The sequence below is a fragment of the Rhizobium sp. P28RR-XV genome (assembly GCF_012641385.1).
Taxonomy (GTDB): domain Bacteria; phylum Pseudomonadota; class Alphaproteobacteria; order Rhizobiales; family Rhizobiaceae; genus Rhizobium.
This window is the reverse complement of sequence record NZ_JABAIG010000006.1, coordinates 67,611-79,863: the sequence shown is the minus strand read 5'-3', so window position 1 is coordinate 79,863 and position 12,253 is coordinate 67,611. Positions and strand designations below refer to the sequence as shown.

The following is a 12,253-nucleotide window of genomic DNA, read 5'->3' as shown; positions in this document are numbered from 1 at the left end:
GATGAAGCGAACCCCGCACTGCCGTCGCCAGTTGCATTTAAGCAACAGCGGCCAAGACTAACGCCAGACCAGCGTCCGTCAAGCCTTCATATAATTGACAAACATACGGGCTGTTTGTAAGTCAGAAGCAGGACAGAACTTGTCTTACGGTCGAGCGATCGGCCGGATCGGTAGGGGCATTTCAAGACCTTTGCCGCGGGGTCAATCATGGAGGTTCGAGGGGACTCAAGCCAACATTACGTGCGTACTTGCCGGGCTGCGCGGTCGCGTTTTCGACCGAGTCGATCTTCAAGGTGGTTTCAGCTCAGCACTCGCGGCAAATTAGAAATGCATATTACAACCAGGAGTTTAATATGAATATCAAGAGCCTTCTTCTCGGCTCCGCTGCTGCGCTGGCAGCAGTTTCCGGCGCCCATGCAGCTGACGCCATCGTTGCTGCCGAGCCGGAGCCGTTGGAATACGTCCGCATCTGCGACGCTTACGGTGCTGGTTACTTCTTCATTCCGGGCACTGAAACCTGCCTCAAGATCGGCGGACGTGTCCGTTCCGAAGGCGAGTGGTACGATGCCTACAACCCGAACAGCAAGAACGGCACGCTCTGGCACACCCGTGCGGAACTGAGCGTCGACACCGCGACCGACACCGAATACGGCCCGCTGAAGACCAACACGGTCATTCGTTGGGACTGGAACGACGGCAACTCGACCTCCACCAAGCTGCTGTTCGCCAACATCAGCCTCGGCGGTTTCCTCGTCGGTAAGGCCGATTCGCAGTACAACTCCTACATCGGTTATGCCGGCGACGTCATCAACGACGACGTGATCTATGACGGCCCGTACGAACTCAACCAGTTGACCTACAACTATGATGCCGGCAACGGCTTCACGGCTATGATCTCGGTTGAAGACTCGAACTCCAGCGGCTCCGACGCTTCCTACGGCGCAAGCTGGTGGTCCGACGACAAGGGCAACCACTACGCTCCTGACGTCGTTGCTGGTGCTGGCTTCAAGTCTGGCGCATGGGGCTTCAAGGTCGTCGGCGGTTACGACTCGATCGTCGAAGAAGGCGCTATCAAGGCTCGTGTCGATGCCGACTTCGGCGTATTCTCGGCCTTCTTGATGGGCGGCTGGAACACCGATGGCGACAAGCTCAACAAGTATGCAGGTACCAACCTCGACCGTTCGGCTTGCCCCGTTAATGATCCGTCGAAGTGCGGCTGGGGTGACTGGGCTGTTTGGGGCGGCGTTGGCGTTCCGATCAACGAAAAGCTGAAGTGGAACCTGCAGCTCGCCTACACCGACTCGAAGATCTTCGCCGCTACCACGAACGTCAAGTGGAACCCGGTCAAGAACCTGCTCATCGAGCCGGAAGTCTCCTACACCAACTTCGATTCTGTAAACCAGGATCAGTGGGCCGGTATCCTGCGCTTCGAGCGTAGCTTCTAATTTCGAATTACCCGGCCTCGTGCCGGGTATAGAGAAGCCTGATGTTCCAATCCGTCAGGCTTCTTTCCCCGATCGGTTGACCTCCGATCAAAGTAAAGGATCCGGTTTTCCCTCCGGATCCTTTTTTATGTTCAAAGCGTTGATTTTGCTGGGCCTGCTTCTGGGCCTGCTTTATGCAGCCGAGGTCTCTACCTCATGTGCCTGCTCCATCGGGAACCATGTCTTCAAGATCATCTTGATGAACATCTGCCCGCAAGGCACGAGCTGGAAATTGCCCCTGTCGAGCGTCCATTCGGTGATCAGCCCGCCGATGACGGCCGTCAGCGCGGAGGCGGCCGTATCCGGCGTCCAGGGCGCGGGCAGCTTCGTCTTCTCGTTCATCAGAGTGAATATGCGTTCGAAGTGTTCGTGCATATCGTGCCGGAAGGAGCTGGCGCGGCTCGTGGTCCCGTCGCAAAAAGCCATGTCGAGGTGCATCATCACCTTCAGCATGCTTCTCTTGCGCGGATCGCCCTGGACATCGTCGAATATCCCGGCAATGGCCTCGGCCACCAGATCAAGCGGATTTGTCGGCAGCTCCTTCGACATCCGCTCGGCCAATTCCTGAAACGGCTGCTGTGCCTCGTCGCGAATCGCGAACATCAGACCTTGCTTGTTCTTGAAATGCCAGTGCACCGCCCCACGCGTGACACCAGCCGCTGCGGCTATCTCCTCGAGGCTGACATTCTCGTAGCCCTTGTCGAGAAACAGAGCCTTTGCAGAGTGCAAAATCTCGCTCCTCGTTTCCGCAGCCTCCTCCTTAGTGCGCCTCATTCACGTCTCCACGGAAATCAGTTTTCAAGCTCTACCCCTCTTTTTTGGCGTTCTTATCCCATCGACGCAGATTATCGCTGGAAATCCCCTATACCAGCAATGCTCAACAAAACGGCCGAATTATATAATCCCCTAAAATTAGGGAAGGAAATCGTAACAGGAGGTCTTCGTCAAGCGCCTATAAGCCACGCGCAAGTTTCGGGGTGCAATTTCCCGGCGTTGGGAAGTGAAAATCGAAAATGTGCGGATGCTGATATAGCCATGATGGCAATATATCGGCTGGACGAAGCCGAATTCGCTCGCCCGGGAAACGATGCGCCCGTCAAATCGGGGCACAGGGCGCGGTTGATCTTAGGCGTTCGCAAGTCCGTCTGCTCATCTCGATCGTCGACGTCGTGCCGTCGCCTTCGCGCGACGAAGCTTGGCGATCGTCATGTTCAAGTCGCGTAAGCGTAAGTCATCCGAGTTCCTCTCAACGCTCGTATCTGGAGGCCCCAATGACGAGCATTACCTCAGTCTCTTCAAATAATTATTATCAATATAAGTCGTCGCGCTCCACGTCTTCGAGCGACGACGATTCCATCTCATCGCTGCTGTCCGGCAGCTCTTCGAGCGGTTCTTCCAGCACGGGTTCCTCCTCCTCTTCTGACGAATCGTCTCAGCTTGCCTCGGCGCAACAGCTGATCGCGCAGCTGATGAACATCATTCTCAACCTTCAGGCCAATAGCGGCAGCGACAGCTCGAACTCGAATGGTGATTCGACCGACTCGACATCGAGCACGGAAGAGACTTCCGCCACCGGCAGCCAAAACAGCAAGCAGCGCGATATGATCAGCGCCATGGACACCAATGGCGACGGCAATATCAGCGAGGCGGAATTTGTCGCTGCGCGGCCGTCCGATGTCAGCGAAGACCAGGCAGACCAACTGTTCAAAAGCTTCGATCAGGACACTACCGGTTCGCTCACCGAATCGCAGCTTGAAAATGCCATGCAGGCAGGTCGGCAGCCGCCTCCGCCACCGGGCGGCCAGATGAGCGACGACGAACTCTCCACCGCGTTTTCCTCCATGGATGCGGATGGCGACGGCAATGTGAGCGAATCCGAGTTCGTTGCTGCCCGTCCATCCGATGTCAGCGAAGATCAGGCAACGGCGTTGTTCAAGAGTCTCGATACGTCCGGTTCCGGATCGCTGACGCAGAGCCAGTTCGAGCAGGCCATGAAGCCGCAGATGCGGGACTTCGGCAGTTTCTACACATTCAGTGAGCACGACCAGACGACGAGCGATCTCCTGACGCTCTGATCGAACACGAGCTTTCGCATTTGACCATGCGAAGTGCCGGCAACCCGGACGAGAGACGTTGGGCCTCCACGTCCGGGTGAGCCGGCTCTTCTTGTGTTCGCCCGATAGCTAGTTGCCGGGGAGGGGAGAAAAATCCGAAAATCCTCGATGTGAGAGCGACGGAATTCGGCGGATAGGCCGTTCAATCCTTGCGAACCCATGCTTGATGTCGAAGGATGATGCGCTGACCGAGATGCTGCGATCTGACGGGAGCCGCTTGCCGGATTTGACGGCCGGGCAGAGTTTTTCTGCCGAAAACCCGAGCCGGGCGGCGCGCCATGCCTGTCTCGCACGAAACAGGAGCGGTGGCGATTGTCGATGAAGTGGGATCGCGCGCCCAGGAGCGGCGATGCGGACGAGGATCTGCTTGGTCGTATCGCCGCTGGTGACGTTCCAGCAATGCGTATGATGGTGGCAAGGCAGCTGCCGCGCATCATCGCCGTGGCAACCCGCATGCTCGGCGATGCGAGCGAAGCCGAGGATGTGGCGCAGGAGACGTTTCTGCGCGTCTGGCGGAATGCCGGCGGCTGGCGTCAGCGCAATGCCCGCTTCAGCACCTGGGTGCATCGCGTGGCGATCAACCTCTGCTACGATCGCCTGCGCCGGCGTAAGGATATTCTGGCCGAGCATTCGCCCGACATCGAATATGAAGGGCCGGCGCCGGATGCGGGCCTGATGAGCGAGGACGATCCGTCCAAGCGCGTGGAGCGGGCCATGCAGATGATTGCCCCCCGGCAGCGCGAGGCGATCATTCTGGTTTACTATCAGGCGCTGTCGAATGCCGAGGCGGCCGAGATCATGGATGTCAGCGTCGACGCACTGGAAAGTTTGCTTGCGCGCGGAAGGCGCTCGTTGCAGCTGCTTTTGTTGAAGGAACAGGGCGATGGTTGAGAATATCGCAGCTCCGATGAATGCCGGGCGGTTTGAGGAGCTAACCGCTGCTTATGGCGGCGATATCGCCCGGTGGCCGCAGGCCGAGCGCGCCGCCGCGCGGGAATTTGCGAAAGATCCCGCCACAGCCGGAATTCTCGCGCGTGCCGCCGATCTGGATGCGCTGCTCGATACCTATATCGTCAGGCCGGGCCATGTGGATCTGCAACGCCGAATCCTGAAAGGCTTCGTGCACCGCCTGACGATCAGAAACTGGTTCCGCTTCGGCTCGGCCGGTATCGGCTTTGTGGGTATCGGCATCGCCGGCGCGCTTGCCGGCAGCATTGCCATTGCCGTGCTGACGCCCAGCCTGACATCCGATACTTCAGTCGTCTCCGACGGAACCGCAACCATGTTCGGCGATATCGGGCCGGACGCGGGCATGGTGGACGCAGGCATAGCGCAGGACAGCCAATGACGGATCGCAGTTTTAGAATAGTGGTCATTTCCCTACTGGTATTGAATACGTTCCTGATCGGCGCGCTGGCCGGCGGCGGCCTGACGTGGATCCGCAAGACGCAGGCGCGTGCAGGGATGATGCCGCTCGCCGGCGAACAGCTGCCATCGGCGCAGAAGAAAGCTTTGCGTGCGGCGCTCAACGAGGCGCGCAAGGACAACCGGCAGACCATTCTCGAGGCGCAGCAGGCCAAAGTCGATGCCGCTTCCATCCTGGGCCAGCCGACACTGGACAAGGAAGCGCTCCTGGCTGCCCTGGCGCGGGCGCGCAATGCCGATACCGGCCTCAGAGCAAAGCTCGAGGAACGCGCCGTCGATTTCGCCGCAACACTCTCCTATGACGAACGCCGGGCGCTTGCCGAAAGCCTTGTTCGCCGCAGCGTGCTGAGAGCCGCTGCCACAAAATGATCATACTTGCCGAGCGACGGATCGGAACAAGCCCTGCGTTTAAGGAGCATGTTTGATGCAGGAGTTGGCCGGAACATGGCTCAGCAATCGAATGATGTTTATGCCGCGCTCGCTCTTTCCCGATTTGGGTTAGGGGCGGATCATAATGGCGCTGCGTCGATCGCATCGGATCCGCGCGGAGCGCTGATGGAAGAAATCACCGAGCGCTTCGCGCCGGTGCCCGTCGGGCCGCAGCTTCAATCCACCGCGGATCTTCTCGTTTCCCTCTACGCGTTCCAGGAACAGCGTAAGGAGGCAAGGCAGCAGGCGGCAACCGCAGCCGCCGCGATGCCGCAGGACAAGCCGGTGCAAGGACCGCCGCGGCCGCAACAATTGCCGGGACAGCCGTCCGGCGTCATGGCAGCCCAGCCGAACAATCAAGCGATGGCGGCCGTGATCGGCAAGGCGGCGGAGAAGCTGGAAAAGCCCCAAATGCCCTATCTGCCACAGCAGATCCTGCTGGCCGAAGTGGACGCTCGTTTCAACGGCACCATCCGGCAGCCGCTGATCGGTTTCGGCGAGCGGCTCGCGATGTTTTGGGCAAACCACTTCGCGGTTGCCGTTTCGAAGAGCGAGGAGGTTCATATCGTTGCCGGCGCCTTCGAGCGCGAAGCCATACGGCCGCATGTCTTCGGGCGTTTTGCCGATATGCTGCTCGCCGTAGAGACCCATCCGGCCATGCTCGGCTACCTCGACAATCAGCAGTCGATCGGGCCGAACTCCAAGGCCAATGCCAACAAGAAGCGCGGCCTCAACGAGAACCTCGCCCGCGAGACGCTGGAATTGCACACGCTTGGCGTCAATGGCGGCTATACGCAGACCGATGTGACGACGCTTGCCAAGATCATCACCGGCTGGACTGTGGCGCGCGCCGAGGGCAAGCTCGGCGCACCCGGCACCTTCGTCTTCAACGCAGGCGCCCATGAGCCTGGCGACCAGACGCTGCTCGGCCTCACCTATGCCGATAACGGCGTCGGGCAGGGGCGGGAGGCGCTGCGGGATCTTGCCCGCCATCCGGCGACGGCGCAGCATATCGCCACCAAGCTCGTCCGGCATTTCGTCGCCGATACTCCGCCGCCGGCCCTCGTACAGACCGTCGCTGCGACCTTCAGCAAGACGGATGGCGATCTCTCAGCCGTTTATCGGGCGCTCATCGGCTCGGAAGACGCATGGAACCCGACGCTTTCAAAGGTCCGCTCGCCGTTGGAGTTCATGACCGCGCTGTTGCGGGCGAGCGGCGAGACGCCGAAGCCGAATGTTATTCTCGGCGCCCTGACCGCCATGGGCCAGCCATTTTGGGCGCCCGCCGGCCCCAACGGCTTTGCTGACACCGCCGATGTCTGGGCCTCCAGCGAGAGCCTCAGCATGCGCATGGATGTCGCCAATATGATCGCCAACGCTGTGCCGCCGCAGATCGACCCCCGCCGTTTCGTGTCCGACAGCCTGGGGCCGCTGCTTTCGAATGAGACGCTGCGGGCCGTTTCGCGTGCCGAGACCCGCAACCAGGGCCTGGCGATCGCTTATCTCTCCCCCGAATTTCAAAGGCGCTGACCATGACCTGCGAATTCATGACCCCCACCCGTCGTGCCGTGCTTGGCGCTTCCGGCGCTCTGTTCGCCTGGGCCTTCATCCCGCGCTTCGCCCATGCCGCCGGCGGCCGCGATCCGCGCTTCATCACCATCATTCTCCGCGGCGCGCTCGATGGTTTAACGGCCGTGCCGCCCATCGGCGATCCTGATTATCAGACGCTGCGGCAATCAATTGCCATGACGACCAGCGGCCCCGATGCCGCTCTTCCGCTCGACAGTTTCTTTGCGCTGCATCCGTCGATGCCGAATTTCAACCGGCTCTATCGCGCAGGACAGGCCGCCGCCGTGCATGCCAGCGCCACACCCTACCGCGACCGATCCCATTTCGACGGGCAGGACGTTTTGGAGTCGGGCTACGAGATGCCGGGCCGTGTCGAGTCCGGCTGGCTCAACCGGCTGCTGGAGGGGCTGCCGAAGGGCGACAAGGTTTCACCAAGCGCTTCGGAGATCCGTGGCCTGTCCGTCGGCGCCAACGCACCGCTCGTCATTCGCGGCAAGGCGCCGGTGCTGGGCTGGTCGCCGTCCAATCTGCAGCCGGTTGGCGACGATCTGCCGCCGCGCCTGATGGACCTCTACAACCACACCGATCCGCTTTTTGCGAAAATCCTCGCCGAGGGCATTTCGACCGGCAAGATCGCTGCTGGCCTCGACGTCAAGGCAAGGGGCGGCCCCGGAGACCCCACGGGAATGGAGCAGATGGCGAGAGGTGCCGCGCGGCTATTGGCGCAGGACGACGGCCCCCGCGTCGCGGCACTGGCCTTCGAGGGATGGGATACCCATGCCGGCGAGGTGGATCGGCTGAGCAAGCTTCTCGTCGGGCTCGACAATTCCTTTGCCGCATTCCAGCAGGAACTCGGCCCCGCCTGGAAGGATACCGCCATCCTCGTCGCGACGGAATTCGGCCGCACGGCGCAGGTCAACGGTACGCAGGGCACGGACCACGGCACCGGAACGACCGCCTTCCTCGCCGGCGGCGCGATCAAGGGTGGCCGGGTAATTGCCGATTGGCCCGGCCTCAAGCCGGCGCAATTGCGCGATGGCCGCGATCTTGCCGCCACCACGGATCTGCGCGCCGTCGTCAAGGGCATCGCCGTCGACCTGCTTGGCGCCTCGCCAGCCGTATTGACGCGCGATGTCTTCCCGGGATCCGATCACGTCCTGCCGACGAAGGGGCTGATCGTCTGAGCCGCGCTCTGATTGGCTACTGCGCATTCCTTATCAACGCCATCACGGGCGATGGCAATTGCGTTCGATAGCGGACAAGTGGCCTTGACTGATCGCGGCCGGCACAAATAAAATCACTCATCAGTTGTATGCATTGTGTCGCACGCCACACAAATCTCGCGAATAGCAACCGCCAATGTTGCGGAATCGACACGCCTCCCCGGAAACGTGCGTGAATTATTGCGGCGCACCCACTACTTTATGATGCATGGATTAGAATTCTGCTATGTAGCGCCTTAGCCGATGAGCGGTCGCACTGCGTTACTGGTGCATTTTCATGAATTTTGACGATCTGCCGATTGAGCAAGGTGCGCCTTGCGCAAGCGAATGGCTTTGACTTTGGGAAGTTATGAATGTCTCTCGCGACTAAGGCGTTTTCCATCAAGACTCTGGCAGCCGTTGCGGTTCTGTCGACTGCATTTGTTGCATCCTCCGGGCTGGCACAAGAGCAGCCTGCACCAGCCGCAAATGCGCCTTCCAATACAAGTGCCGCGCAAACTCCCGCTCCCGCGGCAAGCGAACAACAGCCGGCTCCGCAGGCGCGGGTGCAGAAGTTCGACGATTGGTATTATCGCTGCATCGACGGCAAGGCGGCCGACGGCTCGACATCAACGCATTGTGAAGTGGCGCAGATTGCCACGGTCAAGCAGGGCGATCAGGACGTCAACGTCCTGACGCTGGCGATCGCCAAGGCGACGGATGCACCGGCTCCATCGAACAAGAAGGCGGCAAAGCAGCCGGCAAACGACCTCGTGCTGACGGCGCTCGTACCGCTCAACATGTACATTCCCGCAGGTCTTGGCATCGATGCTGCCGAGAAGCCTGTGGTGCAGTTGGCCTACCGTAACTGCAACCAGACCGGCTGCTGGTCGCAGCAGAAGCTGGACGCCAAGATGGTCGCGGCGCTCACCAAGGCGTCCGATGGCACCGGCCACGTCCAGATGATGAATGGCCAGAAGGTCAATATCAAATTTTCCCTGAAGGGATTGCCGGCGGCGCTCGATGCGCTGCAGAAGACCGCTTCCAACTGACCGGGTAGGCGCATTTATGAAATCTGCCCGGCGATCCGCTGCCGCTCGGTACGGTCTCGATCTGGCCGCCAGCGCTCTGCTGGCGGTGGTTTTTGTCGTCTCGCCCGCAATGGCGCAAATAACTCCATCGGCGCCCAATGACGACTTCGCGCGCCGGCAGGCTCAGGAGGCCGAGCAGCAGCGCCTGAAGGCCCTGGGTGAAATGACGCCGAAGCCATCTGCGGTGGAAGCCCAGCAGCCCGCGACTGCTGATGGCAAAAAGGTTGGCCCCTGTTTTGCGATCACCCATGTCGAGGTCGAAGGCGTCAGGCAGTTTTCGGCCAATGTCGTCGACAAGATCACCGCACCTTATGCGAACCGCTGTGTCGGCGTCGGTGAGATCAACGGTCTGTTGCGGGACCTGACGCATCTTTATCTCGACAAGGGATTCGTGAGCTCCCGCGTCTATGTGCCGGCGCAGGATATTGCCGGGACGAAGGTGCTGCGCCTTGTCGCGGTCGAAGGCACGCTTGCCGATATCTACATCAACGGCAAGCCGGCGCCAGATTCCGGTGCAATGGGTTCGGGTATGATCGCCACGGCCTTTCCCGGCATGAAGGGCAAGATCACCAATCTGCGCGACATCGAGCAGGGTCTCGACCAGATCAACCGCCTGACCTCCAACAATGCCAAGACCGCGATGCTGCCGGGAAAGACGGATGGGACCTCGATCCTCAATATCGAGAACAAGCCGGATCATCCCTGGCATCTTTCCTTCGGCAACAGCAATCTCGGTCAAGAGCAGACGGGATACTCCAAGTCCTCGGCCTCGATCGGCTATGACAATCTGTTCGGCATCAACGACCAATGGAACTTTTCATACGAGCATAGCGGCCCGGATTATCCGTGGCGAGACGACGGCCTGGGCAAGAGCAACAGCTATTCCGGCAATGTCAGCGTGCCCTACGGTTACTGGACGTTCTCGGCGAACGGCTCCTGGTACGAATACGACAGTACGGTTCCAGGGAACTTCGGGCCGCTCGATACTTCAGGCGATTCCAAACAGGTTGGGATCGGCGCCGATCGGGTGATTTTCCGCGATAAGGATTCGATCACCACCTTCAACAGCGGATTGACCTATAAGGAAACCAACAATTTCCTCCTCGGCAACAGAATAGAAGTCGGCAGCCGCAAATATACGGTCGGCGATCTTGGCATCTCGCATTCGCGCCGCATGCTGGGCGGTCTCTGGGTTTTCGACCTTTCCTATAGCCAGGGGCTGAACCTCTTCGATGCGGTCGCCCCCGGTGATGCCGGAGCAGGGGATGCAGATCCTCGCTTTTCGAAATTGTCAGGCACGATCACCGTGACGAAGCCGTTTGAGCTTGCCGACCAGCGCTTCGAGATCAATTCGCTCATCACCGGACAATATTCGCCTGACAACCTGTTCGGGGCCGAGCAGATCTCGGTCGGCGGCTACTCCTCGGTGCGCGGTACGCGCGAGACGATGCTGTTCGGCAATAACGGCTTCTTCATCCGCAACGATCTCGTCTGGCGCACGCAGCCCTTCGCCGACAATGCAGATCTTGCCAAGATCCTTGGTGAGTTCCGGCCTTATGTCGGCCTCGATTATGGACGGATCGCACGCCAAGCGCGCTATCGCATCGAGGGTGGTGACATGCTCGGCTGGACGGTGGGCGCCAAGCTCGCCGGCGGGCACGTGAATTTTGACATGGGTTATTCGGATGTAGTGGGCGGCACGGTCGATCGGCATGAGGCCGGACTTCTGTTCGTCAGTACGTCGGTGAAATGGTGATTGTATATCTAGAGGAAATCATGAGCTTAATCGGGCGGAAAGATAAGAGAGTATCCGTGGTGTCGCCTTCTTTTGCGGCGCTTGTTTGTTTCGCGATCGTGCTTTCGAGCTGTGGTGGCCGTGAGGCGCATCCGATCGCATCGACCGGTGCCGGCGATAGCGGGATCGATTGCGGTGGAACATCCCGCGAGTTCACAGCTAACGAACGGCAGATCCTTTCGACCGTGAAGGAACGTTCGCAGGCGCAGGGCAAGAACGTGATTTTGGGAGCTACCGGTGTTCTTTTGTTCTGGCCGGCCCTGTTCTTCATGGATCCCAAATCGCCGGAGAAGATCGAGATCGACGCATTGCGCAATCGCAATCAGGTGCTGACGGACCTTGCCCGTTCGAGAAAGTGCCCGGCGCCGACATCGCAGTTGGGTGATCTCTACAAGAAGCTCGACGGCAGCGTGAAGACGAAGCCGGCCAAGAGAGACGGTTGAGGTATGACGATGCATATCCGCTCGACGTCCGAAACTGGCATCATGGGGGCTCAACTAATGCGATACATGTTTGGCGGCATCGCTATAATTCTGATGACAGTACTCAGTTCCTGCGTAACGACCGATCCGCGGCTTGTCGCTGCTCTCCAGCGAACCTCGGTTCGTGAAATCCGTGTTGAGACGACGCCGGATCTGTCGGCATTTCCGGAAGCAGATCAGAAGCTTGCACAGCAGGAGCTTACGGACGCAATCCGCGTGCTTCGCACCACGATGACGAAGCAGCTGATCGGCCTGCCAGGCGGACCTATTCCGGGTCGCTTGGTCGTCACGCTTCATGTCTTTGACGTCAGTACCAAGAAGGCCCGCGTCATCGGAGGCCATGACAGCCGCATAGACGGAACGGTTCGACTGGAGAATGCCAAGACGGGCGAGCTGATCGCGGCAGCGCAGAACATCCATGGGGAGGACCTTTCCATGCGCGGCAGCGGATATGGTGTGATTGTCGCCGTAGCGATCAATGCAATGCAGACCTCTGGATCGCCGGAGGTGATGGCTCAGCGTCTCTCCGATTCGTTCACAAAAAACACCAAGCAGTGGTTGCTGACGAAGAAGTAACGCCAGACCTCATTGCGGCAGGGATTCTGCCGCAATGACCATCACAACCGACATATTTTGTTTGGAATAGCTTTACCTCAACCACA

The 12,253-nt window shown here is 59.8% G+C and carries 12 protein-coding genes; 11 read left to right on the top strand and 1 reads right to left on the bottom strand.

Going from position 1 to position 12,253, the window contains the following annotated elements; all coding sequences use genetic code 11:
- Positions 1-353: 353 nt before the first annotated feature.
- Positions 354-1,445: a porin gene (locus tag HGP12_RS14135; RefSeq protein WP_168842290.1), complete on the top strand. Its 1,092-nt coding sequence runs from the start codon at positions 354-356 to the stop codon at positions 1,443-1,445.
- Positions 1,446-1,616: 171 nt separating this feature from the next.
- Here HGP12_RS14135 and HGP12_RS14130 read toward each other — a convergent pair whose 3' ends face one another.
- Entirely contained in the window at positions 1,617-2,258 is a 642-nt protein-coding gene (locus tag HGP12_RS14130) for a TetR family transcriptional regulator (protein ID WP_168842291.1), read from the bottom strand.
- Between the two features lie 497 nt (positions 2,259-2,755).
- Here HGP12_RS14130 and HGP12_RS14125 point away from each other — a divergent pair, with 497 nt between their 5' ends.
- The 10 genes from HGP12_RS14125 to HGP12_RS14080 all read left to right on the top strand — a co-directional run bounded on the left by HGP12_RS14125 (position 2,756) and on the right by HGP12_RS14080 (position 12,167).
- Positions 2,756-3,559 carry an EF-hand domain-containing protein gene (locus HGP12_RS14125; protein ID WP_168842292.1) on the top strand — a complete coding sequence of 268 codons (804 nt, stop codon included), beginning with the start codon at positions 2,756-2,758 and terminating at the stop codon, positions 3,557-3,559.
- 321 nt (positions 3,560-3,880) lie between these two features.
- Entirely contained in the window at positions 3,881-4,489 is a 609-nt protein-coding gene (locus HGP12_RS14120) for an RNA polymerase sigma factor (RefSeq protein WP_281408244.1), read from the top strand.
- Complete coding sequence (locus HGP12_RS14115; protein WP_168842294.1) at positions 4,482-4,946, top strand: hypothetical protein; 465 nt, start codon at positions 4,482-4,484, stop codon at positions 4,944-4,946. The genes HGP12_RS14120 and HGP12_RS14115 overlap by 8 nt, the downstream gene beginning before the upstream one ends.
- Positions 4,943-5,392, top strand: a complete 450-nt coding sequence (locus HGP12_RS14110) for a periplasmic heavy metal sensor (protein ID WP_168842295.1) — start codon at positions 4,943-4,945, stop codon at positions 5,390-5,392. Before HGP12_RS14115 ends, HGP12_RS14110 begins: the two co-directional genes overlap by 4 nt.
- Positions 5,393-5,467: 75 nt before the next feature.
- Positions 5,468-6,982: a DUF1800 family protein gene (locus HGP12_RS14105; protein ID WP_168842296.1), complete on the top strand. Its 1,515-nt coding sequence runs from the start codon at positions 5,468-5,470 to the stop codon at positions 6,980-6,982.
- A 2-nt stretch (positions 6,983-6,984) separates the two neighbouring features.
- Positions 6,985-8,205 (top strand): DUF1501 domain-containing protein, encoded by a 1,221-nt coding sequence (locus tag HGP12_RS14100; RefSeq protein ID WP_168842297.1) that lies wholly within the window; start codon positions 6,985-6,987, stop codon positions 8,203-8,205.
- A gap of 392 nt (positions 8,206-8,597) precedes the next feature.
- On the top strand, positions 8,598-9,275 hold the full coding sequence (locus HGP12_RS14095; RefSeq protein ID WP_168842298.1) for an invasion associated locus B family protein: 678 nt from the start codon (positions 8,598-8,600) through the stop codon (positions 9,273-9,275).
- Between the two features lie 16 nt (positions 9,276-9,291).
- On the top strand, positions 9,292-11,070 hold the full coding sequence (locus HGP12_RS14090) for a ShlB/FhaC/HecB family hemolysin secretion/activation protein (RefSeq protein WP_168842299.1): 1,779 nt from the start codon (positions 9,292-9,294) through the stop codon (positions 11,068-11,070).
- 20 nt (positions 11,071-11,090) lie between these two features.
- Entirely contained in the window at positions 11,091-11,552 is a 462-nt protein-coding gene (locus HGP12_RS14085) for a hypothetical protein (RefSeq protein WP_168842300.1), read from the top strand.
- Between the two features lie 57 nt (positions 11,553-11,609).
- The gene (locus HGP12_RS14080) at positions 11,610-12,167 is read left to right on the top strand and encodes a hypothetical protein (protein WP_168842301.1); all 558 of its coding nucleotides are present in this window, start codon (positions 11,610-11,612) and stop codon (positions 12,165-12,167) included.
- Positions 12,168-12,253 lie beyond the last annotated feature (86 nt).

What these genes read in the sequence shown, in the direction of transcription:
- HGP12_RS14090 (WP_168842299.1), top strand. Translation starts at nt 9,292, where the DNA reads ATGAAATCTGCCCGGCGATCCGCTGCCGCTCGGTACGGTCTCGATCTG.
- HGP12_RS14135 (WP_168842290.1), top strand. Translation starts at nt 354, where the DNA reads ATGAATATCAAGAGCCTTCTTCTCGGCTCCGCTGCTGCGCTGGCAGCA.
- HGP12_RS14095 (WP_168842298.1), top strand. Translation starts at nt 8,598, where the DNA reads ATGTCTCTCGCGACTAAGGCGTTTTCCATCAAGACTCTGGCAGCCGTT.
- HGP12_RS14105 (WP_168842296.1), top strand. Translation starts at nt 5,468, where the DNA reads ATGGCTCAGCAATCGAATGATGTTTATGCCGCGCTCGCTCTTTCCCGA.
- HGP12_RS14115 (WP_168842294.1), top strand. Translation starts at nt 4,482, where the DNA reads ATGGTTGAGAATATCGCAGCTCCGATGAATGCCGGGCGGTTTGAGGAG.
- HGP12_RS14100 (WP_168842297.1), top strand. Translation starts at nt 6,985, where the DNA reads ATGACCTGCGAATTCATGACCCCCACCCGTCGTGCCGTGCTTGGCGCT.
- HGP12_RS14130 (WP_168842291.1), bottom strand. Translation starts at nt 2,258, where the DNA reads ATGAGGCGCACTAAGGAGGAGGCTGCGGAAACGAGGAGCGAGATTTTG.
- HGP12_RS14125 (WP_168842292.1), top strand. Translation starts at nt 2,756, where the DNA reads ATGACGAGCATTACCTCAGTCTCTTCAAATAATTATTATCAATATAAG.
- HGP12_RS14085 (WP_168842300.1), top strand. Translation starts at nt 11,091, where the DNA reads ATGAGCTTAATCGGGCGGAAAGATAAGAGAGTATCCGTGGTGTCGCCT.
- HGP12_RS14110 (WP_168842295.1), top strand. Translation starts at nt 4,943, where the DNA reads ATGACGGATCGCAGTTTTAGAATAGTGGTCATTTCCCTACTGGTATTG.
- HGP12_RS14080 (WP_168842301.1), top strand. Translation starts at nt 11,610, where the DNA reads ATGCGATACATGTTTGGCGGCATCGCTATAATTCTGATGACAGTACTC.